Source organism: Sphingopyxis terrae subsp. terrae NBRC 15098 (assembly GCF_001598815.1).
In the GTDB taxonomy this organism is placed as follows: Bacteria; Pseudomonadota; Alphaproteobacteria; order Sphingomonadales; family Sphingomonadaceae; genus Sphingopyxis; species Sphingopyxis terrae.
In genome coordinates this window covers 376,450-399,879 of record NZ_BCZQ01000003.1, presented here as the reverse complement: position 1 = coordinate 399,879, position 23,430 = coordinate 376,450, and the positions used below count along the sequence as shown (strand labels likewise).

Here is a 23,430-nt window from a genome sequence, read left to right as displayed (position 1 = left end):
GGGTGCGACGGTGCGACCAGCCCACCCCGCTGCGACTAGCGAGCAGGCTCGCAAGTCTCGCTGCCCCTCCCGCCTGCGGGAGGGGGGGGGCAGCGTGCGACCTTGGCGCCGTTTTCTGGTTTGGGCAACGTAATAACCATATAGGTTATTTTATATTGACATCGTTACGCTCATATGGCACAAGTATCACATCATGAAGAATTGCGATTCGGGCCGGCGCCCTTCCGATGCGGGGGGCGTTCCGGCCCGTTGTTTTGGGGATCGGCGCATGGGCAAGGCAAGCGGTGAGGATGCGATGGGACCGGGAAACGGGCGGCCCGTACAGCGGAGGGCGGCGCGCGCCAATGGGTGGACCAAGGCGCGGCGCGCAGCGTTTTTGGCCGAACTGGCGGCGAGCTGCAACGTGGTGCGCGCGCATGAGGCCGCGGGGATGGCGTCGTCCGGCGTCTATCGGCTGCGCCAGCGGGATCCGGAATTTGCTGCGCAATGGCAGGCGGCGCTGGAAATCGGATATGAAAGGCTGGAGACGGCGCTGGTGCGCCGCGCGCTCGAGGCTGTCGATAATCTGGAACTGGACGAGGCCAGGGAGCCGGTGGCCAAGATGACGGTCGCCGAGGCGACCGCGTTGCTGCGCCTGCATCGCGCGAGCGTCGCGCGCGGCCAAGCCCGCGGTCGGCGGGCGCCCGCGCATCAAGTGCCGACGCAACAGGAGGTCGATGCGATACTGATCAGGCGGATTCGCATGGTGAAGCGCCAGCGGGCCGTTCGCGCGGCGGGCGATCCGCCGACGTTGAAAGACACCGCGTGACGGCGCGCCAGATGAAGCGGCGGCAGGCCGCAAATGGCTGGACGGCGCAGCGGCTGAGTGCCTGGTCGCAGATGATATGGTCGCAACTGGAGCGGCTGACGGAAGCGCAGCGCCGACAGGTTTTGCGAACGCTGACCGTCGAACAGCGCCGTGAAATGGCAAACCGATGGTATGGACTTGAGAATGAGGGCCAGCGCGAGCCGCCGGGAGATTGGCGCATCTGGCTGATCCAGGCGGGGCGCGGGTTCGGCAAGACGCGCGCGGGCGCCGAATGGGTGAGCGAGGTTGCCCGATCCTCGCCCGGCGCGCGGTTCGCGCTGGTCGGCGCGACGATCGCGGACGCGCAGCGGGTGATGATCGAGGGGCCGAGCGGGCTGATTGCGGTGGCGCGCAGCCACGAGCCGGTGCGCTGGATTGCGGGCCGGCGCGAACTGCGTTTCCACAGCGGCGCGATTGCGACGCTCTATTCCGCAGAGGCGGGCGAGGAGCTTCGCGGCCCCGAACATCATGCCGCCTGGTGCGACGAGCTCGCCAAATGGCGGCGCGGCGAGGCGGCGTGGGACAATCTGATGATGGGACTGCGACTGGGCGAGCGGCCGCGCGTCGTGGTGACGACGACGCCGCGCACCAGCGCGGCGATGCGGCGGGTGAAGGCTGCGTCGGGGCTGGTCGAGACGCGGGGCCGGACAGGCGACAATCCGTGGTTGCCCGCCAATTTCGTTGGCGCGATGCTGGAAAATTACGGCGGCACGCGCCTCGGTCGGCAGGAGTTGGACGGCGAGATGCTGGAGGATGTCGAGGGCGCGCTGTGGACCCGCGCGCTGATCGAGCGGTGCCGGGTCGAAACCGATGCGATCGGCAAGCCGGCGCGGGTGATCATCGGCGTCGATCCGCCGGCGAGCACGAACGGCGATGCCTGCGGCATCGTGGTCGCGGCGCTGCTGCGCGACGGGCGGCTGGCGGTGGTCGAGGATGCGAGCGTCGAAACGCCGCCGCCCGCGCTGTGGGCGCAGGCGGTCGCCGCTGCGGCGGCGCGCTGGGGCGCCGACCGGATCGTCGCCGAAAGCAATATGGGCGGCGAGATGGTGACGGCGACGCTGCGCCAGGCCGATGTGACGCTGCCCGTGGTGGCGGTGCATGCGAGCGTCGGCAAGGCGCGGCGCGCGGAACCCGTCGCGCTCGCATACGAACGCGGGCAGGTGGTGCATGCGGGGGCGTTCGCCGCGCTGGAGGATCAGCTTTGCGGCCTGCAGGTGGGCGGCGGCTATGCGGGGCCGGGGCGCTCGCCCGATCGGGCGGATGCGTGCGTTTGGGCGCTGGCGGCGCTGCTCGATGGGGTGCGGAAAGGGCGGGAACCGGGGGTGCGGCGGATGTGATCGTGCATCGATTCCGGTGGGCTCATAAAAAGCGGGACCCCGGGTCAAGCCCAGGGTGACGATCTGCGAGGAATAGCCGGTCGCTTCAGGCAACCAAGGCAGGAGAATATCATGAATTGGTTTGGCCGGAAGGCCGCGCAGGGGGCTGCGCGGCCTGCTTTGTCGCGGGTGTATGGGGCGTGGTCGGCGCCGGCGCCGCTGTCGTGGGAGGCGCAGGTGCGGGCCGGTTATCTGGGCAATGCGATCGTGCAGCGGTCGGTGCGGCTGGTGGCCGAGGCGGCGGGGGCGGCGCCTTTGGCGGCGGGCGATCCTGCGCTCGCGGCGCTTGTGACCGCGACGTCGGGCGGGCAGGGGCTGGTCGAGACGCTGGCGGCGCAATTGCTGCTGCACGGCAATGGCTATGTGCAGATTTTGCGCGACGCCGCGGGGCGGCCGGCGGAGCTTTATGCGCTGCGGCCCGAGCGGGTGACGGTCGAGGCCGATGCGCGCGGCTGGCCGGTCGCCTATCGCTACAAGGCGGGCGGCGAGGCGGTGGCGCTCGCGGCCGAGGATGGCGCCGGGCGCACCGCGCTGATCCACATCAAGGCGCTGCACCCGCTCGACGATCATTATGGCGCGGGGTGCCTGGGCGCGGCGGCGGGCGCCATCGCGGCGCATAATGCGGCGGCGAAGTGGAATGCGGCGCTGCTCGAAAATGCGGCGCGGCCGTCGGGGGCGCTGGTCCACGATCCGGGCGACAAGGGGATGCCATTGTCGGCCGAGCAGGTCGACCGGCTGCGCGAGGAACTGGCCGAGAGTTTTGCCGGCGGGGCCAATGCGGGGCGGCCGCTGCTGCTCGAAGGCGGGCTGAAATGGCAGGCGCTGTCGCTGTCGCCCGCCGACATGGATTTTCTGGAGTTGAAGCATAGCGCCGCGCGCGAGATCGCCATGGCCTTCGGGGTGCCGCCGATGCTGCTCGGCCTGCCGGGCGATGCGACCTATGCCAATTATCGCGAGGCCAATCGCGCGCTGTGGCGGCTGACGGTGCTGCCCTTGTGCGCGAAGATATTGGGCGCGCTGGCGCAAGGACTGGGCGACTGGTTCGCCGACGCGGCGCTGCGCGTCGATCTCGACCGGGTGCCGGCGCTCGCCGACGACCGCATGGCGCTGTGGCGCGAAGTGTCGGCAGCCGACTGGCTGACCGCCGACGAGAAGAAGGCGCTTTTGGGCATGGCGTGACATCGGCGCCCTCGCGGATGCGGGGGGCGCTGTGGTTGGGCCCAGTGACGCCGAGTTAGGCCGATTGCGGCCCCCGCCTTCGCGGGGGCGACGGGAGTATTCGATATGGACGAGGATGAAGCGCTGGCGCGGTTGATCGCGCTGGCTGGGACGGGGGCTGGGACGAGTGCGGCCGGAAGCGCCGACGCGGCGGCGCTGCGGGCGCTGGTCGAGGAAGCGAGCGAGCTGGGGGCGCGGCGGGCGCTGGCGCGGCTGGGGCTCGCCGATGCGGCAGCGCGCGACGATGTTAGCGACCTGCGCCAACTGCTCGGCGCGTGGCGCGACGCGAAGACGAGCGCGTGGAAGGCGGCGGTCGACTGGGCGGTGCGCGGGATGTTGGCGCTGCTCGTCGTCGGGCTGGCGATGAAGATGGGGCTGCCGGGGTTGCTGAAGTGAGCGCGGCCTTCGAACATTCCCTCCCCCCGACCCCCTCCCGCGAGCGGGAGGGGGAGATACGCTTCGCCGGCTATGCCTCGGTGTTCGACCGGGTCGATCGCGGTGGCGATGTCGTGCGCAGCGGGGCTTTCGCGGCGAGTTTGCGTTCGGCGCGCGCGGTGCCTTTGCTGTGGCAGCATCGGCCCGGTGCGGTCGTCGGGACGATCGAGGCGCTGGCGGAGGATGCGCGCGGGCTGCGCGTCGTTGGGCGGGTGACGCATCCCACGGCGGCGCGGCTGGTCGAGCGCGGCGCGCTGACCGGATTGAGCTTTGGCTATCGGGTGCGCGCGGCGCGCGGGGTGCGTCCGCGCGAGCTGCTGGCGCTCGACCTCGCCGAAGTGAGCCTGGTCGCCCAGCCGATGCAGCCGCTGGCGCGGGTGATTGCGGTGGATTTGGTGAAGGAGTGACAAGCATGGACGATATGGAAGTGAAAGCCGACGCGCTCGACGGCGCGTTCGATGCGGTATTGGCGGCCGAGGCAGTCGACGAATTGAAGGCGTCGGTAGCGGCGCTGAAGGCGCAGGTCGACGCGCAGGCGGTGGCGGCCTCGCGGCTGCCGCTCGACGGCGCGAAGGCAGCGGCCGATCCGGCGCGCGACGCCTTTGTCGAACGCTATCTGCGGCGCGGGATCGATGCGGGCGTCGAGATGAAGAGCCTGGCGGGCGCGAGCGGCGGCGAGGGCGGCTATGCGGTGCCGCGCGAAATCGACGGCAGCATCGCGGCGACGCTGAAGGCGCTATCGCCGATCCGGTCGATCGCCACCGTCGTGCAGACGGGGACGAGCGGATACCGCAAGCTGGTCGCGACCGGATCGACGGCGACGGGCTGGGTCGGCGAGACGGCGGCGCGGCCCGAGACGGCGACGCGCAGCTTTGCCGAAATCGCGCCGCCTTCGGGCGAACTCTACGCCAATCCGGCGGCGAGCCAGGCGATGCTCGACGATGCGATGTTCGATGTCGAGGACTGGCTGGCGGGGGAGCTGGGCCGCGAGTTCGCGGTGGCCGAAGGTGCGGCCTTCGTGACCGGCAACGGCACGAACCGTCCCAAGGGATTCCTGTCCTATGCCGCGACGAACGAGACCGACAGCGCGCGCGCCTTCGGGACGCTGCAATATCTGGCATCGGGTGCGGCGGGCGGCTTTGCCGCGTCGAACCCGCAGGACAAGCTGGTCGAGCTGGTCCATGCGCTGAAGGCGCCATACCGGCAGGGGGCATGCTGGGTGATGAACAGCGATACGCTGGCGCGCATCCGCAAGTTCAAGACGAGCGACGGCGCTTTCGTCTGGCAGCCGGGGATGGTCGAAGGGCGGGCGGCGACGCTGCTCGGCTATCCGGTCATCGAAGCCGAGGATATGCCCGATGTGGCCGCGAACAGCCTGTCGGTCGCCTTCGGCAATTTTCGCGCCGGCTATCTGATCGCCGACCGCGGTGAGACGCGGATCCTGCGCGATCCGTTCAGCAACAAGCCTTTCGTGCATTTCTATGCAACCAAAAGGGTGGGCGGTGCGATCATCGATTCGAACGCCATCAAGCTGTTGAAGTTCGCCGCCAGCTAAAGCGGCTGGTGCGCGAGGGCGCCCGGTCCCGGCTCCCTTCCCTTTCGGGACGGGCCGGGCGCCTACCCGCCGGCACGACACACCGACATTATAGCTACATTCGAAAGGATGGCCCTGCCATGCCGACCCCCTTTTTCGCCGACCTGGTGCGCGAGCTGTGCCACGAGGGCGGGACCGGCCCGCTGACGCCGAGCGGCGCGGTGCCCGGCCATCGCCGTTTCGCGGGGACCGTGCCTGTCGATAGAGATTTCCATTATACGATTGCCGGCGTGGCGCAGCCCGACCAGTGGGAGGTGGGCACCGGCCATCTCGATTCTGCCGGACGTCTGGTGCGCGCAGCGATCGCGGCGTCGTCGGACGGCGGTGCCCGCGTCGATTTCGCCCCCGGCCTGAAGACGATCGCGCTGACCGTTGCCGCCGACTGGTTCGAAGCCCAGGCGATGGTCGCGGCCGAAATGGCGAGCGTCGGCGACGCGGTGACGGCGCTCGGTGACGCGCTGGACGGCAAACAACCGCTGTCGACGACGCACGAGGCCGTGCCCGTCGGTGAAGCCGGCGACATGATCACGGTGCGGCGGGGCGCGGATTGGGTGAACATCCCGATCGCGACGCTTGCGTATCGTGATGCCGGTGGACGGGTGCTTGCGGGCGCGGCCCTCGCCGGTGTCGACGGAAGTGCCGCCGAGCCGTCGGTGTCGTTCGCGAGCGATCCCGACACGGGCCTTTATCGTCCCGCCGCAAATATCGTCGCGCTTGCGACGGGCGGAACCGAGCGCGTCCGCGTCACGGCCGGGGGCAATGTCGGCATCGGCATCGATCCCGTCAACAAGCTGGACGTCCAGACGAGCGCCGGGCGGTTCGGGGTTGCCAGCGCCGGGTCGGCATCGGTGCGGATCAGCAGTTCGGGGACGATGCAATATGATACCGGCGCGGCGTCGTCGCACCAGTTTCTGAACAATGGCGTCGACAGCGTCGCGATCAGCAGCGCCGGCAATGTCGGCATCGGCACGACAACGCCTGAGAATTTCGGCGGCTATCGCAATCTGCACATGACCGGCCCGACCGGTTCGCAGATCACCCTGTACGGCGCATCGGACACGGTGCGGGGGTTTCTCTATACCACCGCGAGCGGCATGACCGTCGGCACCTCGACCGCGCATGGGCTGGCGCTCAGGTGCAACAATGTCGAGCGGGTGGTTCTGGAGACCGGCGGCGCGCTGCGCCCCGCCGGAAACAACACGCAGTCCTTCGGATCTGCGACCAACCGATGGTCCGAATTATGGGCGTCGAAGATGGTGACGCCCTCCGGCGTCGCGCTCAGTCTTCAGGCCGGTGCGGGCGGGCAGTGGAACGTGTCCGCATCGACCGGATCCTTCTTTCCTTCGACCGACAATGCCCTGCCGCTGGGCGGGGCGGCGAACCGCGCGAGCACGCTGTATGCCGCGACCGGATCGATCAACACGTCCGACGCACGCGAAAAGACGTGGCGCGGCGCGCTGACGGTGCCGGAGATGGCGGCGGCGCGCCGGATCGCCCTCGAACTCGGCTTCTATCAATGGAACGCGGCCATTGTCGAAAAGGGCGCCGCCGGGGCGCGGCTGCATTTCGGCGTGCGCGCGCAGACGGTGTGGGCGATCATGGCCGACGAGGGCCTGATCGATCCGCTGGTCCCGGAGGCCACGCCCGACAGCCGCTATGCCTTTCTTTGTTATGACCGCTGGGATGGCGGCGCAGATGGCGCGGCGCCCGCCGGGGACAGGTTCGGTATTCGCCCCGACCAGCTTTCGCTGTTCCTGATCGCCGCGCAGGAGGCGCGGATCGCCGCGATGGAGACGGCATGATCGGGAGCGCCCTCGCTTCGCGCGCGATTGCCGATGCGGCGCGCCGAGACCTTGCCGCGGCATGGGGCGGACCCGCGCCTGCCGCGCGGCAGACCGAAATGACCATCGCGCGCGACCGGCCCCGGCGCGTCATCGTGCGCAAGCCCTGACCGAAAGGATTTTGCGGTGACAATGATTGTCAAAGACCCCGGAACGCGGGTCGACTTCGCATTCGAATGGGGCGCCGCCTATCCCGAGGGGCAGGCGCTGGTCGCGAGCGAATGGCTGGCAACGCCCGACGAGCCCGGCGGGGTTACAATCGCCGCCCAGACGCACGAGCTGGAGCAGGCGGCGGTGACGCTGGCGGGCGGGATCGCCGGCCATGTCTATCGGGTGACGAACCGCGTCACGCTGAGCGACGGTCAGATCGACGAGCGATCGATGACGGTGCGGGTGGAGGAGCGATGACGATGCAGAGCGTGACGCCGGGCGAGAGCCCGGTGAGCCTGAACGAGGCGCGCGGCTGGCTGCGGCTGGGCCCGACGATCGACGATGCCGTGGTCGCCGGACTGGTGCGCGCGGCGACCAATATCTGCGAAGCCTTTGTCGGCCAGTGGTTGATCGAGCGCGCGGCGGAGGAAGTGCTGCCGATAAACGGTGCGCCGCTGGTGCCACGGGTGCGGCCCGTCGTGGCGGTCGATGCGGTCGCGCTGATCGGGATTGACGGGGGGGAGGCGGTGCTGGCGGCCGACGCATGGGATGCGGTGATCGGCCGCGACGGCACCGCGCGGGTGACGCTTCACCAGACGAGCGGCGCGGTGCGCGCGCGCCTGTCCTACCGCGCCGGCATCGCCGCCGAGGCGAACGGGATTCCCGAGGCGATCCGCCAGGGCATCGTGCGCATGACGCAGCATCTGCACGATGCGCGCGACGGCGCCCCGGCGACGCCGCCGGCGGCCATCGCGGCGCTGTGGCAACCCTGGCGGCGGATGACGCTGGGCGGTGCGGCATGAGCGGCGCGGAGGCAGCGGTGCGTGCGCGGACATTGGCGCTGTTGCAGGCCGACGCGGAGCTGGCGGGGCTGGTCCACGGGATATTCGACGGCGTGCCGGCGCGGGCGACCGCGCCATTCGTCGCGCTCGACGCGGTCGAGGCGCGTGACTGGGGAACCAAGGACCGCGCGGGACGCGAGGTGCGCCTGACGCTGGCGGTGCACGGCGCGGGCGCGGTCGATGGTGCGACGGCAGCGCGGATCGAGGCGATCGCCGCGACGCTGCGCGGCGGCGCCGACGGCTGGACGGTGGTGGGCGCGCGGGTCGAACGGACGCGAACGCGCTTCGGGCGCGACGGCGGCTGGCGGCACGAGATGGTGCTGCGATGCCGCTGCCTGGTTGGCGATGGTTAGGGTGGGGGGATAATCAAATGCGGCCGGGATGGGGTGGGAAGCTGCCGCCCTCCATTTTCGTCATCCCGGCGAAGGCCGGGATCTCTCCGGTGCGCTATTCCGTTAGGTAGAGATCCCGGTCTTCGCCGGGATGACGATGAAAGAAAGATCGGCCGACAGCCGCAAACGGCCGAAACCGGTCGTGTCATTTCCGATGCGATGGTCCGCCCGCTTCATCCCCCGTCCTAGTCGGCGGGCATCGTCTTGGTTTCGGTGTAGTCCTTGAACTTGTCGATGAAGGTCGAGTGGTAATCCTCGACCTGCGAATCGGCGTCCTCGGCCGCTTCGGCGGCAGTGTCGCCGTCGGCGCGATCGAGCGCGATCACCGCGTTGCGGAACGCATCGCGTTCGGTGCCGCACGCTTCCTTGAGCGCGAGTTCATATTCGGCTTCGCCCATCTTTGCCTCGAGCGACTTCTTCATGTGGTCGCGCAGGCATTTGGTGAAGACCGCGCGCGAATTGTCGACGGCGGCAGCGGGCGACGGCGCCATGGCAGCGAGAAGAATGGAAAAAACAAGCATCCTGCGACTCCCCAGTTTGCGGATGATTATGTGCGAGGAGATGTAGACGATGGCTATCGAAAATGGGAGCGCCTTTCTGCTGAAGATCGGCGACGGCGAAACGCCGCCGGCCTATCGCACCGTTGCGGGTTTGCGGACGACGCAAATGTCGGTGAACGGCGAGGCGGTGAATGTGACGACCAAGGATTCGGGCGGGTGGCGCGAGCTGCTGTCGGGCGCCGGGGTGCGATCGGTGTCGGTGAGCGCGGCGGGAATCTTTACCGGCTCCGACGCCGAAATTCGGCTGCGCGGCCATGCGCTGTCGGGGGCGATCGACGATTATGAGCTGAGCTTCGAAAGCGGCGAGCGGCTGCGCGGCCGGTTCCTGGTCACGCGGCTCGACTATGCGGGCGATTATAATGGTGAGCGCAATTACACGCTGAACCTGGAATCGAGCGGCGCGGTGGCGAGCCTGTGAGCGCGGCGGCGAACGCCTTGCGCGGCGAGGGAGAGTTGCGGATCGGCGGAGCGACCCATGTGCTGCGTCCGAGTTTCGGCGCGCTGGTCGCGGCCGAGGCGGAGCTTGGCCCGCTGTTCGCGCTGGTCGAGCGGGCGGCGGACGGGCGGCTGGCGCTGGGCGAGATGGCGACGCTGTTCTGGCACTGTATCGCCGAGCGGCCCGCCGCGCTGACCCGCGAGGCGGTGGGTGAGGCGGTGGTTGCCGCCGGGCTGGCGGGTGCGACGCCGGCGCTGCGCCTGCTGCTCGGGCAGATATTGCAGGGGCGATGAGGTGGCCGACGATCGGCTGGCCCCCGGCGCGCTGGCGCTGGCGGGCGTGATGGCGCGCGTCTGCGGCTGGCGCCCCGGCGAATTCTGGGCCGCGACGCCTGCCGAGGTGGCGGCAGTGCTGGCCGGCTGGCGCGGCGACGATGATGGCGGCGGCGGCATGATGTCGCGGGCGGCCCGCTCAACGCGCCGTGCGCAGCATGGCACCGCGCCTTTGCAGCCGGATGTGCCGCCGCCGGGTTGGGGCTCATCTGGTCGCTCTCCTACGAATTATTCGATGCCTATTGCCCCGCGGACTGGAAGCAGCGCGATAGCGAGGGGAACCCTGCGCTGACGGGCTGGGAACCGCCATCGACCCTGTTGTCGCCCGCCCACGCCGAGGCGATGGGGTGGTTGCAACTGGTGGCGCGCGCCCTTGTCGCACTGGCGGTGGAGGCCGGTTTGCCGGTGCGGTTCCAGGTCGGCGAGCCCTGGTGGTGGGACGCCGGCGCAGGGCGGCTCTGCGTCTATGACGCGGCGACGACGGCGGCATTGGGGAGCGCGAGCGTCGCGATTCCCGATGTCCGCGGCGCGCTCGATGCCGGGCAATGCGCGATGCTCGACGCATTGGGGGCGCTGCTGGCGGCATCGACTGCAGCGCTGTTGGCGGCAGCGCGCGATGCGGCGGGGGCGAGCGATTTCCGGAGCCATCTGCTCGTCTATCTGCCGAGCGTGCTCGATCCCGCGGCGCCCGAACTGCGCCGCGCCAATGTGCCGCTCGGCTGGGCGGCACCGGCGTTCGATGTGCTGCAGCTTGAGGATTATGACTGGGTGACGACGGGACGCGGCGCCGCAAGTGCGGGCGCGCGCGCCGCGATGGCGGTGCGGCTGGGGTATCCGGTGTCGGCGCAGCAGTATTTCGCGGGCTTCGTTCTCGATGCCGACGACCGCGCCCAGTGGGCGGCGATCGCCGCGGCCGCCGACGCGGCAGAGGCAGCGGGTGTAGCGCGCGCCTTTATCTGGGCGTTGCCGCAGGTCGCGCGCGACGGCTTCACTTGTTTTGACGGGGAGGATGCGGTGCAGGCTTTCGATGCGGTGGATTTTCCGCTGGCGATCGGGCGCGAGGCGATGGTGGCGACCGAATTTTCGACGCAGATCGTCAGCTCGGCTTCGGGCCACGAACAGCGCGCGAGCGAATGGGCGGAAGCCCGGATGCGCTATGACGCGGGGCCGGGCATACGCTCCGAAGCCGATGTGCGGACGCTGGCCGAATTCTTTCGGGCGCGGCGCGGGGCGGCGCGCGCCTTTCGCTTTCGTGATCCGTTCGATCATGCTTCGGCGGGCGATGGCGGCGCACCCGGACCGGGTGACCAGTTGCTGGGAGAGGGCGACGGCGAAACGCGGCTGTTCGCGCTCGTCAAACATTATGGCGTGGGCGATGCCGAACAGGAACGGGCGATCCGCCTGCCCGTCGCAGGAAGCGTGCGCGTCGCGGTGGGCGGCGTCGAGACGGCGGCCTTTGTTGTGACGGGCGAGGGCGCGGTGCTGCTGGATGATGCCCCCGCGGTTGGGGCCGCTGTTACGGCGGGCTTTCTGTTCGACGTGCCGGTGCGCTTTGCCGATGACCGGCTGGAGGTCAGCTGCGCGACCTTTCTGGCGGGCGAGATTGCGAGCGTGCCGCTGATCGAGGTGCGGGCGCCATGGTGAGCGAGGCCGAAGCCGCGCCGGCATGGCTGCGCGCCGAAGTGGTGACGCTGGCGTGGTGCTGGCGCCTGTCCCGGCGCGACGGGGTGGTGCTGGGCCTGACGTCGCACGACCGCGACCTGTTGATCGATAGCGTTCCCTATCGCGCGGCGCCGGGGATGAAGCCCTCGGCGATCGAAACGAGCGACAGTCTGGATGCGTCGACGATGGACCTTGAAGGCGCGATCAGCAGCGATGCGATTGCGGCGCGCGACCTGGATGCGGGGCGCTGGGACGGCGCGGCACTGACGCTGTTCGTGACCGACTGGACGGCGCCCGAGGTGGCGCCGGTGACGGTGGCGCGGGGGACGCTGGGCGCGATCGAACGGCGCGGGAGCGCTTTTGCGGCCGAATTGCAGGGCATTATGCAGATGCTCGACCGGCCCGTCTGTCCGGCGACATCGCCATCGTGCCGCGCGGCGCTGGGCGACCCCGCGTGCCGGATCAATCTGGCGCCGCTGACCCATGCGCGCCGCATCGTGGCGATCGACGGGCGCGAGGTAACGATCGATGCCGCGCCGCCGCCCGGCACGATGGCGTTCGGCGAGCTGTGCTGGCTGGAAGGGGCAGCGTGCGGGCTGCGCACTCCGGTGATTGCGGCGGCGGGCGCGGTGCTGACGCTCGCCGAGATGCCGCCGCTGCTTCCGCCCCTGCCCGCGCGGGTGCGATTGATCGAGGGGTGCGACAAGCAATTGGCGACCTGTCGCAGCCGCTTTGCCAACGCGGTCAATTTCCGCGGCGAGGCACATCTGCCGGGCAATGATCTGCTGACGCGCTATCCCGGTGGATGAGCTTGGCGCGCGCGCCTTTGCAGCCGCGCGCGCGATGGTCGGGGCGCGGTTCGTCCCGCAGGGGCGCGACCCGCGCACGGGCGTCGATTGCGTCGGGCTGGTCTGGGCGGCCTATGCCGAAGCCGGACGGATGCTGGTTGCGCCCGCCGCCTATCCGCTGCGCGGATGGAGCGGCGGGCGGGTCGCGGCGGGACTGACGGCGGCCGGCTTTGGCGAAACGGTCGACGCGGCGCGGGTCGGCGATGTCGCGCTGATCGCGCTGCCCGCGCGGCAGTTTCACCTGGCGCTGATCGGTCCGGCGGGGATCGTTCATGCCCATGCCGGGCTGCGCCGCGTGGTCGAGGCGCCGTTCGATCGGGCGGTGCGGAGCGCGCGCCGCTGGCGGCTTTCTGATTTGGAGAAATGATATGGCGACTCTGGTGCTGACGGTCGTCGGCGGCATCGTTGGCGGGCCGGTCGGCGCGGCGATCGGCGCCGCCGTCGGCCAGCAGGTCGACGCGGCGATCTTCAAGCCCAAGGGGCGCGAGGGGCCGCGGCTGGCCGACCTGAAGGTGCAGGCATCGACCTATGGCCAGCAGATTCCCAAGCTGTTCGGCACGATGCGCGTTGCGGGCAGCGTCATTTGGGCAACCGACCTGATCGAGCGGCGCACGAAGAGCGGCGGCGGCAAGGGGCGGCCTTCGGTGACCGAATATAGCTATGCGGTATCGCTGGCGGTCGCGCTGTCCTCGCGGCCGATCCGGGCGGTGCGGCGCATCTGGGCCGATGGCAATCTGCTGCGCGGGGCGAGCGGGAGCTTTCGCGAACGCTGTGTCTTTAGGAGCCATGACGGGGGCGAGGATCAGGCCGTCGATCCGCTGATTGCCGCGGCGCTGGGCCCGGCTTCGGCGTCGGCGCTTCGCGGATTGGCCTATGTCGTGTTCGAGGAGCTGGAACTGGCGGCCTTCGGCAACCGGATTCCATCGCTGACCTTCGAGGTCGAAGCCGATGCGGGGACCGTCGATGCCGGAAGCGTGGCCAACATATTGCTGGGCGATCCAGGCCGTGCGGCGGGGGTTTGGCCCTTTGGCGGCTATGCCGCGTCGGGCGATCGCGCGCGCGACGCGCTGGCGCCGCTGTTCGACGCCGATGCCGTCCGGCTGCGCAGCGCGTCGGCGGACTGGCGGCTTCTGCCGGCAGAGGCCGAGCAGCCCATCCTTGCACCGGATGCCTATTCCGAAAGCCGACGCGATTGGAGCGCGTCCGACATCGTCGAGCATCGGCGCATGCCGCTGGGGGCGCTGCCTGCTTCGATCCGGCTGCGCCATTACGAGCCCGAGCGCGACTATCAACTTGGTCAGCAGATGGCGATCGTCGCCGGCGGAGGTGCGCGCGAGGACCGGATGGATTTGCCCGCCGTGCTTGCCGCCGGTTCGGCCCGCGCGCTGGCGCAGCGGCTCGCGGCCTCGGCGACCGATGGCCGCGAAACGATCGTCTGGGAAGCGGATCTGGCGGCGCTGGCCCTGCCCGTTGGCGGGCTGATCGCGCTTCCGGACGGGGGTGTCTGGCGCATCGCGTCGCGCAGCGTGAAAGCGGCGTCGGTCCGCGTCGAGCTGCGGCGCTATCGGCCGCCGAGCGTGGCCGAGCTTGCTGCGGACCCCGGCGCGCCCGTCGTTGCCCCCGACTGGCCCGATAGCGAGGGCGTGGTGCGGCTGTTCGATCTGCCCAGCATGGGCGCGGCCGCCACGGCGCCGCGGGTGCTGGTTGCCGCGGCCGGCGAGAATGACGGCTGGCGCGGCGCCGATCTATGGTTTCTGGGCGGCGCCGATATAGAGCCGGTCGCGATCGGGACGGCGCGGCCGGCACTGGCGTTGGGGGCGCTGGCCGCGCCGCTGGAGCCGGGGCCCGTAGGCCTGTTCGACCGGGTGAACGGGCTGGACGTTGTACTGACCAATCCCGTGATGACGCTCGAATCGATTGGCGACGCGGCGCTGCTGGCCGGCGGAAACAGGGCGATGGTCGGCGGTGAATTGCTGCAGTTCGGTACCGCCGACTCGTTGGGGGGAGGATTGTGGCGGCTGACCGGGCTCCTTCGCGGTCTTGCCGGGACCGACGATACGATGGCGCACGGCGCGGGCGAGCCGTTCGTCCTGCTCGATGATGCCGCGCTGTGGCTGCTTCCCGACGATATGGCGCGGCAGGCCGAAAGCGGCGAGGCAAGCGTCGAATGGGCGCGGCGGGGCGGCGTTGAACTGGTCGATGTGCCGGTGCCGTCGGCGGCGCGGGCGCTGCGGCCGCTGTCGCCGGTGCATGGATATATGCGCGCGGCTGCCGATGGCGCGATCGAGGCGCGCTGGGTGCGGCGCAGCCGTGCCGATCACGGCTGGCGCGATCAGGTCGATCTGCCGATCGGCGAGGTCCGCGAGCTGTGGCAGGTCATGCTCGTGCCCGCGGTGCCGGGGCTCGGCCCGTGGGATTGCCCTGAATCCCGACTGGTTCTGGATGCCGCGCTGCTGGCGGTAATACCGGCGCGAAGCGCGCTTTCCGTTCGGCAGGTCGGCGACTTCGGTCTTTCCCCGCCGCTTGTCCTCCCGCTCGCCTGATCCTCTGCTTTCTGAAAGGATTCCCACATGTCGGACAATCTGCAGACCCCGCGCTTTGCCCTGCCCATGCTGTCGGTGGCGCAAGCGCAGAAGGAGACGACGCATAACGAGGCGCTCGTCCTGATCGACGCGCTGCTTCACGCCGCCGTCGTCGATGGGCCGCTGGCGACGCCGCCTGAAGATCCTGCCGAGGGCGATTGCTGGATCGTGGATGAAGCCGCCATCGGCGAATGGTCCGGCGAGGCGGGCCGGCTGGCGCTTTGGACCGCGGGCGGTTGGCGGTTTGTCGCGCCCTCTCCCGGAATGCGGATAAGACGGATCAGCGATGGTGCCGCGCTGTGGTTCAACGGCTCCGAATGGACTGTACCCATGGCTATTGCGAATCCCGAAGGGGGGACGACGATCGACCTGGAAGCGCGTGCGGCAATAGACGCGCTGCTTGCGCTTATGGTAGCGCATGGTATTATGATCGCTGGCTGATTTTGTTTCTGTTCGCGCAGGAAGTGCGACTTTTTGGCAACAGATTGTCGATTTGTTTACTTGCGTGGAACCAAAGGCACGAGTAGGACGTCTGTCGAGACGTAATCTCAATTGAAAGGGGAATCCATTATGAGGAAGCTTGCCGTCGCTGTGGCGTTGGCCTCCACTGCCCTTGCGTCGCCTGCTATGGCGCGCGACAACTCGTGGTATGTTGGTGTCGGTGGTGGTGTCATGATCGTCGAGGACATCGACCTCGATATCGGCACCGTCGCTAATGCGGGAACGCTCGATCATCGTACCGGTTATGATTTCGAAGGCACTGTCGGTTACGACTTCGGCGGTTTCCGCGCTGAAGTCGAAGTCGGCTATCGTGAAGCCGATATCAAGGGTGGCACCTTCTCGGCGCCCGGAATTCCGTCGAGTTCGGCTGGCGCAATCTTCACCGGCAGCACGCCGCTGAATGGCGACTCGAACGCGCTGAGCTTCATGGCCAACGGTATGCTCGACTTCGGAGACGACGATGGCCTGCAGGGCTTCATCGGCGGTGGCGCCGGTGTTGCGCGCGTTTCGGTCCAGCCGGTCTTCGCAACCAACTTCCTGGACGATTCCGATACGCGCTTCGCGTGGCAGGCAATCGCCGGTGTTCGTGCGCCGCTGACCAAGCATTGGGATGCCGGTCTGAAGTATCGCTTCTTCAATGTCAGCGATCTGAAGATGGTCGACCAGCTTGGCCGCGACGTTTCGGGTCGTTTCCGTTCGCACTCGCTGCTCGGAACGCTGACCTACAACTTCGGTGGTGCGGAAGCGCCGCCGCCGCCGCCGCCGGCTCCGCCGCCGCCGCCGCCGCCGCCGCCGCCGGCTCCGCCGCCGCCGCCGCCGCCGCCGCCGGTTTGCGAACCCGGACCGTATATCGTGTACTTCGACTGGGATCAGTCGGCGATCACGCCGGAAGCGGCTGCAACGCTGGACAACGCGATCAGCGCTTACAACCGTGGCTGCAGCGGCCAGCAGGTCATGCTCGCCGGTCACGCCGACCGTTCGGGTTCGGCCAAGTACAACGTCGGTCTGTCGCAGCGTCGCGCCGATGCCGTGAAGTCGTACATGACGGCTCGTGGCGTTGCCGATGGTTCGATCACGACGCAGGCGTTCGGCGAAACCCGCCCGGCCGTTGCAACCGCCGATGGCGTCCGCAACGACCAGAACCGTCGCGTGGAAATCACTTACGGTCCGAACTCGGGCATGTAAGACCGGTTTTCATTCCCGACGGGGATTGGACGAAAAAGAAGGGCGGTACCGCAAGGTGCCGCCCTTTCTTTATGTATGCTTTTCGATGACACCTCCGGCTGATGGCAGGGCTTGCCGGGGCGACGACGCGGAATTTGAGTCTTGCTCCTCAACATAAATGATATATCATATCTGTGAGGCGCCGCGGTGAACGGGTGGGCCTCGGACAAGGCGGGCGCGCTGGCACGCGAGGGTGAGGTGTTGGCGCTCTCGATGACAGGGAGAGACAGAATGCGTCGACGCCGCAGCATCTTTCGCGCCGATCCGAACGGCAGCCCCGACATCAACACCACGCCGCTGATCGACGTCATGCTCGTGATGCTGGTGATGTTCGTCATCACCATTCCGCCGCCGACGCATAAGGTCGATGTCACACTGCCCGCCGGCCCGGCGCCTTTCGAAGTTCGCGACGAAAATCGCGTCAGCATCGACACCAGCGACATCATTCGCTGGAACGGCAACGCCGTCGACTTGGCCGAACTGGGCCAACTGGTGAAGGCAGCGTCCGAGCGCGCGGTTCCGGCCACGCTGCTGTTCGAACCCGACGCGCAGGCGCGCTATCTGCGTGTCGATCAGGCCATCGGCGCGATCCGTCGTAACGGGGGCAGCAAGATCGCGTTTCCGGGTATCCAGCGGTACGGCGGCTTGGTCTGACCGCCGACTTCGTACCGATGCCCCGTCTCGGAAGTGCCGGTCAGGCGGTTGGCGCCGTCCCGGGGCGCAGATGTTGCATCATATAGCCGGCGTAGTCGGCCTTGCCGAGCGGCACCCCAAGATGACGCATGACGGCATAGGCCGCGACGATGTGGAAGTAGAATTGCGGCAGCGCCCAGTCGCGAACATAGGTCGCGGCGGTCAGGTCGAAAACCATGCCGTTGGGCAGATCGAAGCTGACCGGTCGATCATCGTCCACGCCGAGCGACACGGGGTCGATCGTATCCAGAAAAGTCAGCGTGCGGGCGATCTGATCCTGCATTCCCGCAAAGTCGGCGGCGTCGTCGGGGAATTCGGGGCCGCCCGAGGCGCCAAGCCGGGCGAGCCCGCTGATCGCCTGGCCGCAGGCGAAACGGATCTGCGTCGGCAAGGGGAACATGTCGGGCGCCAGCCGGCCGGCGGCGAATTGCAGCTCGCCGATGGCATTGTCGGCACCCCACGCTTGCGCCTTTGCAAGCTGCGCCGAGAGCGCGCCGAGCGCATTGACGTAGGCGGGAACGGTGAGATCGTAGAGCGACATCGCTATTTCTCCATCACGGCTGCCTGATCGGCGGCAAGGTTATCCTGGAACTGCAGGCGCGCGAGCCGCGCATAGAGACCGTCGGCGGCGACGAGATCGTCGTGGCGTCCTTCCTCGACGATACGGCCTTCGTCCATCACGATGATGCGGTCGGCGGCGCGGACGGTCGCGAGGCGGTGCGCGATGACGACGGTGGTGCGGTCGTGCATCAGCGCCTCGAGCGCATCTTGAACGAGTTTTTCGGACTCGGCGTCGAGCGCCGAAGTCGCCTCGTCGAGCAGCAGCAGCGGCGCGCGGCGGAGCAGCGCGCGGGCGATTGCAACACGCTGACGCTGGCCGCCCGACAGGCGGGCGCCCCCTTCGCCCATGAAAGTGTCGAGACCATCGGGAAGCTTGCGCAGAAATTCTTCCGCATTGGCGGCGCGCGCGGCGGCCCATAGCTCGTCATCGGTGGCCAGCCAGTTGCCATAGCGCAGATTGTCGCGCGCCGAGGCCGCGAATATCACCGTTTCCTGCGGAACCATCGCGATCCGGGCGCGCAGGTCGGCGGGATCGAGTTCGGGCAGCGCGACGCCGTCGAGGCGGATTTCACCGCCTTGCGGATCGTAGAAGCGTTCGGCGAGCTGGAAGAGCGTCGATTTGCCGGCACCCGACGGGCCGACGATCGCAACCGTTTCGCGCGCGCGGATGGACAGGCTGAAATCGTGCAGCGCGGGTGCGTCGGGGCGCGTCGGGTAGCGGAATTCGACATGATCGAATTCGAGCGTGCCGGTCGCGGTTTCCGGCAGAGCGCGAGGGGCCGGCGGCGGGGCGATGCTCGGCTCGGCGATCAGCAGTTCGTTGAGGCGTTCGGCGGCGCCGGCCGCGCGAAGCAGATCGCCATAGACTTCGGTCAGCGCGCCGAACGCACCCGCGACAAGGCCGCCGGTCAGGACGAAGGCGGCAATGGTGCCGCCCGTGATCGTGCCCGCGGCCACGCCTTCGGCCCCGTACCAGAGCAAGGTGGTGATGGCGCCGAACAGCAGCCCGATGACGATCGCGGTCATCGTAGCGCGGAGCCGGATGCGGCGCTTGGCGGTGGCGAAATTGGCTTCGACGGCGCTAGTGAAGCGCTCCGCCTCGCGCGTTTCCTGCCCGAAGGCCTGGACGATCTTCATGGCGCCGAGCTGTTCCGCCGTGGTTGCACCGATGTCGGCGACGCGATCCTGGCTCGAGCGCGAGACATTTTGCAGGCGGCGCCCGAGCAGCACGATCGGCATGATGATGACCGGGATACCGAGCAGAATTCCGCCCGTAAGTTTCGGCGAGAGCGAAAAGAGATAGGCGATCCCGCCGATGCCCATGACGGTGTTGCGAAGCGCAACCGAAACCGTGGTGCCGACGGTCTGTTCGATGATCGCCGTATCCGCCGTCATGCGCGAGGCGATTTCGGAGGGGCGGTTTTCTTCGAAAAAGCCGGGGGCCAGGCGCAGAAGGTTACGCTGCACCGCCTCGCGGATATCGGCGACGGTGCGTTCGCCGAGCCAGCTCACGAAATAGAAGCGGAGCGCCGTCGCAATCGCGAGGATGAGGACGATCACGTAGAAGAACCGGAAATGCGGGCTGACATCGCCGCCGCCGGCGACGAAGCCCGAATCGATCATTTCCTTGAACTGATAGGGGATTGCGAGCGTCGCGATCGCCGCGATGCCGAGCGCGATCGCCGCAATCAGCAGCTGGAGCGGATAGCGGCTGGCATGATGCCAGACCATGCGCAGGCTCGACAGCTTGCGGGGCGGGTTCGGTTTATCGGATTTGGTCGCCATTGGTCATCGCCCTAGCAGCCGCGCCGGTGCCGCTCAACGATGCAGAATGGCGATCTGCTTCAAGGACCATGAAGCCAGGCTGCGTAAAGGGAGCGCGGGACCGGATCGCCCGCGCTCCCTTCGGCTCAGCGGTTGTCGCGCTGCGCCCGCACCGCACGCAGGCCCGCGCGCGTGATGCGATAGGGCTGCCGCCGCGCGAAGCGATGAAGCCGCGGTGGCGGAGGCGCTGGAACAGGCCGAGGCCGCCGCTGTCCCGGAATATTATCCATCAAGCGCCGCGCAATGATTTTGATGCATTGCACAATGACGATGTTGCCCTAGACTGTGGACCAACAGGGATGCCGGAAGAGCGCCCGACCGGACGCAAGGAATTCAGATTATGCTGTACCACGCTTTTGACATGCAGCGGAGCTGGCTCGCGGGCGCGAGCGCATTGGCGACCGCGGGCGCGCAGGTCATCCAGCATCCCGCCAATCCGCTCGGCTATTTCAGCGCGAGCCCGATGTTCGCCTCGGCGCTCGAGGTCTTTGCGCACGCCTCGGCGCCGCGCGGCAAACCGGGGTTCGAACTGTACGAGACGGTCGTCGATGGCGAGACGCTGCGCGTCGGTGAAGCGATCGAGGCGCGCAAGCCTTTCGGCCAGCTCAAGCATTTCCGGCACACGGCAAGCGCCGGCAAGCCCAAGCTGCTGATCGTCGCGCCGATGTCGGGTCATTATGCGACGCTGCTGCGTGGCACGGTCGAGCGGATGATCCCCGACCATGATGTGTGGATCACCGACTGGCGCGATGCCCGCAATGTCCCGCTCGAAGCAGGCAAATTCGATCTCGATGATTATATCGACTATCTGATCGGCTGGCTCGAGCATATCGGGCCGGGCGCGCATATGCTTGCGGTGTGCCAGCCTTCGGTTCCGAGCCTCGCCGCCGCAGCCGTCATGGCGGCCGACAAGCACAAGTGCCGCCCGCGCACGCTGACGATGATGGGCGGACCGATCGACACGCGCAAGGCGCCCACCGCTGTCAACCAGCACGCGACGACGCGGCCTTATGCATGGTTCCAGGAAAATGTGATCGCAACGGTTCCGGCTTGGTATCCGGGCGCCGGGCGCCGCGTCTATCCCGGCTTCCTGCAGCTCGCCGGTTTCATGTCGATGAACCTCGGCAATCACATGATGAGCCATTGGGAAATGTTCAAGCATCTGGTCGATGGTGATGGCGAGAGTGCGGACAAGACCAAGGAATTCTATGACGAATATCGCGCCGTCTGCGACATGACCGCCGAATTCTATCTCCAGACGGTCGATGCGGTTTTCCAGCGCCACCTGTTGCCCAAGCGCGAATTCGAGCATCGGGGGAAGATCGTCGACCTTGGCAAGATTGACGACATCGCGCTGCTCGCGATCGAAGGCGAGCGCGACGATATTTCGGGGATCGGCCAGACCAAGGCGGCGCTGACCCTCGCCACCGAACTGCCGGCCGCCAAGAAGAAATATCTGATGGCGAAGGGTGTCGGCCACTACGGCATTTTCAACGGGCGCAAGTGGCGCGAAGAGATTGCGCCGGTCGTCGAAAAATGGATCCGCGCCAACGGCGGCTGACAGGGTGCCCTGTCGCCCGATTCTGATGATCGGGCGGCGGCGGACCGGGATCACGCGCTTTTCACGGAAAAGGGAGCATTGTCTTCGCCCAAGCTTGGCGAAGCGGGACCGGCGCCCTACATGGAGCGCTCATGCCGCCTGACACCGCTTCTTCCGCCAGCCCGCGCAGCGAGCCGCCGATTCTGGCGACGCTGCGGCGCTTCCTGCCCTATCTGTGGCCGGCGGGGCATCGCGAGCACAAGTTGCGCATTATCGGGGCCGGGCTGCTGGTGCTGGCGTCGAAGGCGGTGCAGCTGTCGATGGGCTTCGTCTATGGCGCGGCGATCAACCGCATGGCGCCGGGGATGCAGGAAGGCGTCGCGCTGACCATCGGGTTGGTGGTCGCCTATGCCGGTGCGCGCTTTGCCGGGGTGCTGTTCGACAATCTGCGCAATGTCGTTTTCGAACGCGTCGGACAGGATGCGACGCGCGAACTCGCGATCGCCACCTTCACCCACCTGCATGCCTTATCGCTGCGTTTTCACCTCGCGCGGCGGACGGGCGAGGTGACCAAGGTGATCGAGCGCGGAACCAAGAGCATCGACACCATGCTCTATTTCCTGTTGTTCAATATCGCGCCGACGATCATCGAACTGACCGCGGTCATCGTCATCTTCTGGACCAAATTCAGCCTCGGTCTGGCCGCGGCGACCGCGCTGATGGTCGTCGTCTACATCGCCTTCACGCGCAAGGTGACCGACTGGCGCACCGCGCTCAGGATGCGGATGAACGACCTCGACACGCTGACCGTCGGGCGCAGCGTCGACAGCCTGCTCAATTACGAGACGGTCAAATATTTCGGCGCCGAGGAGCGCGAGACGGCGCGCTACCGCGAGGTTGCGGGTCAATATGCGAGCGCCGCGGTCAAGAGCGAGAACAGCCTCGCCTGGCTCAATATCGGGCAGAGCTTCATCACCAATGCCGCCATGGCCGGCGCGATGGGCTATACGGTGTGGGGCTGGTCGCGCGGCATCTTCGCGGTCGGCGACGTGGTGCTCGTCAACACGTTGCTCGCGCAGCTTTTCCGCCCGCTCGACATGCTCGGCATGGTCTATCGCACGATCCGGCAGGGGCTGATCGACATGGAGGCGATGTTCCGCCTGATCGACACGCCAAGCGAGATCACCGACGCGCCCGGCGCCCCCGCGCTGCACGTCGCGGGCGGTGCCGTGGCGTTCGAGGATGTCGTCTTCGGCTATGAGGCCGACCGAACCATTTTGAACGGCGTCAGCTTTGCGGTGGGCGCGGGCGAGACGCTGGCCATTGTCGGCCCTTCGGGCGCGGGCAAATCGACGATCGCGCGGCTGCTCTTCCGCTTCTACGATCCGCAGGGCGGCCGCATCCTGATCGACGGGCAGGACATCCGCGCGGTGACGCAGCAGAGCCTGCGCGCCGCAATCGGGATCGTCCCGCAGGATACGGTGCTGTTCAACGACAGCATCGGATATAATATCGCCTATGGCCGCGCCGATGCGCGCGTCGAAGAGATTGCCGAGGCGGCGAAAGGCGCGGCGATCGACGGCTTCATTGCGATGCTGCCGCAGGGCTATGAGACCGAAGTCGGCGAGCGCGGGCTCAAACTGTCGGGCGGCGAGAAACAGCGCGTCGCGATCGCGCGCACCCTGCTCAAGAATCCGCCGGTCCTGATCCTCGACGAAGCAACGAGCGCACTCGACAGCCGGACCGAGGCGGCGATTCAGGACACGCTGGAACGGATCGCCGAACGGCGCACGACGCTGGTGATCGCGCACCGCCTGTCGACCGTCACGAGCGCCGACCGCATCATCGTCCTCGACCGCGGCCGCGTCGCCGAAACGGGCACCCACGACCAACTGCTGGCGATGCGCGGGCTCTACGCCGACATGTGGGCGCGTCAGCAGGCGGAGAGGGAAGAGGGCACGGTTTAGTCCGC

24 protein-coding genes and 2 pseudogenes are annotated in these 23,430 nt (G+C 68.1%); 23 read left to right on the top strand and 3 right to left on the bottom strand.

The features are described from left to right. Positions 1-268: 268 nt before the first annotated feature. The 11 genes from STE01S_RS02030 (at position 269) to STE01S_RS01985 (ending at position 8,656) form a co-directional block, all read left to right on the top strand. Positions 269-808 carry a hypothetical protein gene (locus tag STE01S_RS02030; RefSeq protein WP_062764327.1) on the top strand — a complete coding sequence of 180 codons (540 nt, stop codon included), beginning with the start codon at positions 269-271 and terminating at the stop codon, positions 806-808. A gap of 71 nt (positions 809-879) precedes the next feature. After that, entirely contained in the window at positions 880-2,184 is a 1,305-nt protein-coding gene (locus STE01S_RS02025) for a DNA-packaging protein (protein ID WP_120694133.1), read from the top strand. Positions 2,185-2,295: 111 nt separating this feature from the next. Continuing rightward, positions 2,296-3,402 carry a phage portal protein gene (locus tag STE01S_RS02020; RefSeq protein WP_062764325.1) on the top strand — a complete coding sequence of 369 codons (1,107 nt, stop codon included), beginning with the start codon at positions 2,296-2,298 and terminating at the stop codon, positions 3,400-3,402. 105 nt (positions 3,403-3,507) lie between these two features. Further along, the gene (locus tag STE01S_RS02015; RefSeq protein ID WP_003043149.1) at positions 3,508-3,837 is read left to right on the top strand and encodes a DUF6127 family protein; all 330 of its coding nucleotides are present in this window, start codon (positions 3,508-3,510) and stop codon (positions 3,835-3,837) included. Next, on the top strand, positions 3,834-4,283 hold the full coding sequence (locus tag STE01S_RS02010) for an HK97 family phage prohead protease (RefSeq protein ID WP_062764324.1): 450 nt from the start codon (positions 3,834-3,836) through the stop codon (positions 4,281-4,283). Before STE01S_RS02015 ends, STE01S_RS02010 begins: the two co-directional genes overlap by 4 nt. A gap of 5 nt (positions 4,284-4,288) precedes the next feature. Next, positions 4,289-5,431: a phage major capsid protein gene (locus STE01S_RS02005; RefSeq protein WP_082813179.1), complete on the top strand. Its 1,143-nt coding sequence runs from the start codon at positions 4,289-4,291 to the stop codon at positions 5,429-5,431. A gap of 119 nt (positions 5,432-5,550) precedes the next feature. Then, positions 5,551-7,272, top strand: coding sequence for a tail fiber domain-containing protein (locus STE01S_RS02000; protein ID WP_062764322.1), 1,722 nt, complete (start codon positions 5,551-5,553; stop codon positions 7,270-7,272). After that, positions 7,269-7,421, top strand: coding sequence for a hypothetical protein (locus tag STE01S_RS20230; protein WP_156001055.1), 153 nt, complete (start codon positions 7,269-7,271; stop codon positions 7,419-7,421). The genes STE01S_RS02000 and STE01S_RS20230 overlap by 4 nt, the downstream gene beginning before the upstream one ends. Positions 7,422-7,443: 22 nt before the next feature. Next, complete coding sequence (locus STE01S_RS01995; RefSeq protein ID WP_082657267.1) at positions 7,444-7,719, top strand: phage fiber-tail adaptor protein; 276 nt, start codon at positions 7,444-7,446, stop codon at positions 7,717-7,719. Next, positions 7,716-8,264, top strand: coding sequence for a head-tail connector protein (locus STE01S_RS01990; RefSeq protein ID WP_062764320.1), 549 nt, complete (start codon positions 7,716-7,718; stop codon positions 8,262-8,264). Before STE01S_RS01995 ends, STE01S_RS01990 begins: the two co-directional genes overlap by 4 nt. After that, complete coding sequence (locus tag STE01S_RS01985; RefSeq protein WP_062764318.1) at positions 8,261-8,656, top strand: DUF3168 domain-containing protein; 396 nt, start codon at positions 8,261-8,263, stop codon at positions 8,654-8,656. Before STE01S_RS01990 ends, STE01S_RS01985 begins: the two co-directional genes overlap by 4 nt. Positions 8,657-8,880: 224 nt before the next feature. On the opposite strand, the gene STE01S_RS01980 is transcribed toward STE01S_RS01985, so the two are convergent. Next, positions 8,881-9,216 carry a hypothetical protein gene (locus tag STE01S_RS01980; protein WP_058811123.1) on the bottom strand — a complete coding sequence of 112 codons (336 nt, stop codon included), beginning with the start codon at positions 9,214-9,216 and terminating at the stop codon, positions 8,881-8,883. Between the two features lie 49 nt (positions 9,217-9,265). Between STE01S_RS01980 and STE01S_RS01975 the strand changes: the two genes are divergently transcribed. The 10 genes and pseudogenes from STE01S_RS01975 to STE01S_RS01935 all read left to right on the top strand — a co-directional run bounded on the left by STE01S_RS01975 (position 9,266) and on the right by STE01S_RS01935 (position 17,494). Beyond that, entirely contained in the window at positions 9,266-9,673 is a 408-nt protein-coding gene (locus tag STE01S_RS01975; protein WP_062764316.1) for a phage major tail protein, TP901-1 family, read from the top strand. Next, positions 9,670-9,984 carry a gene transfer agent family protein gene (locus tag STE01S_RS01970; RefSeq protein ID WP_003043116.1) on the top strand — a complete coding sequence of 105 codons (315 nt, stop codon included), beginning with the start codon at positions 9,670-9,672 and terminating at the stop codon, positions 9,982-9,984. The genes STE01S_RS01975 and STE01S_RS01970 overlap by 4 nt, the downstream gene beginning before the upstream one ends. Positions 9,985-10,033: 49 nt before the next feature. Further along, positions 10,034-10,102: pseudogene (locus tag STE01S_RS19490) on the top strand (phage tail assembly chaperone); the annotation flags it as partial. Positions 10,103-10,146: 44 nt separating this feature from the next. Beyond that, a pseudogene (locus STE01S_RS01965) lies at positions 10,147-11,667 on the top strand (DUF2460 domain-containing protein); the annotation flags it as partial. Further along, positions 11,661-12,494, top strand: a complete 834-nt coding sequence (locus STE01S_RS01960) for a DUF2163 domain-containing protein (RefSeq protein WP_062764314.1) — start codon at positions 11,661-11,663, stop codon at positions 12,492-12,494. The pseudogene STE01S_RS01965 and the gene STE01S_RS01960, both read left to right, overlap by 7 nt. Beyond that, a complete protein-coding gene (locus STE01S_RS01955; protein WP_322787064.1) occupies positions 12,487-12,900 on the top strand; it encodes an NlpC/P60 family protein in 414 nt (137 codons plus the stop codon). Before STE01S_RS01960 ends, STE01S_RS01955 begins: the two co-directional genes overlap by 8 nt. Position 12,901: 1 nt before the next feature. After that, positions 12,902-15,076 carry a phage tail protein gene (locus STE01S_RS01950; protein WP_062764312.1) on the top strand — a complete coding sequence of 725 codons (2,175 nt, stop codon included), beginning with the start codon at positions 12,902-12,904 and terminating at the stop codon, positions 15,074-15,076. A gap of 27 nt (positions 15,077-15,103) precedes the next feature. Further along, positions 15,104-15,556, top strand: coding sequence for a DUF2793 domain-containing protein (locus STE01S_RS01945; protein ID WP_062764310.1), 453 nt, complete (start codon positions 15,104-15,106; stop codon positions 15,554-15,556). A 129-nt stretch (positions 15,557-15,685) separates the two neighbouring features. Then, positions 15,686-16,801, top strand: a complete 1,116-nt coding sequence (locus STE01S_RS01940) for an OmpA family protein (RefSeq protein ID WP_062764308.1) — start codon at positions 15,686-15,688, stop codon at positions 16,799-16,801. A gap of 270 nt (positions 16,802-17,071) precedes the next feature. Beyond that, complete coding sequence (locus STE01S_RS01935; protein ID WP_003043099.1) at positions 17,072-17,494, top strand: ExbD/TolR family protein; 423 nt, start codon at positions 17,072-17,074, stop codon at positions 17,492-17,494. A 40-nt stretch (positions 17,495-17,534) separates the two neighbouring features. Here STE01S_RS01935 and STE01S_RS01930 read toward each other — a convergent pair whose 3' ends face one another. Further along, positions 17,535-18,074, bottom strand: a complete 540-nt coding sequence (locus tag STE01S_RS01930) for a DUF1993 domain-containing protein (protein ID WP_003043097.1) — start codon at positions 18,072-18,074, stop codon at positions 17,535-17,537. 2 nt (positions 18,075-18,076) lie between these two features. Further along, positions 18,077-19,879 carry an ABC transporter transmembrane domain-containing protein gene (locus STE01S_RS01925; protein WP_058811134.1) on the bottom strand — a complete coding sequence of 601 codons (1,803 nt, stop codon included), beginning with the start codon at positions 19,877-19,879 and terminating at the stop codon, positions 18,077-18,079. Positions 19,880-20,258: 379 nt separating this feature from the next. Between STE01S_RS01925 and STE01S_RS01920 the strand changes: the two genes are divergently transcribed. After that, entirely contained in the window at positions 20,259-21,479 is a 1,221-nt protein-coding gene (locus STE01S_RS01920; protein ID WP_062764306.1) for a polyhydroxyalkanoate depolymerase, read from the top strand. A gap of 131 nt (positions 21,480-21,610) precedes the next feature. Continuing rightward, positions 21,611-23,425 carry an ABCB family ABC transporter ATP-binding protein/permease gene (locus tag STE01S_RS01915; protein ID WP_062764304.1) on the top strand — a complete coding sequence of 605 codons (1,815 nt, stop codon included), beginning with the start codon at positions 21,611-21,613 and terminating at the stop codon, positions 23,423-23,425. Positions 23,426-23,430 lie beyond the last annotated feature (5 nt).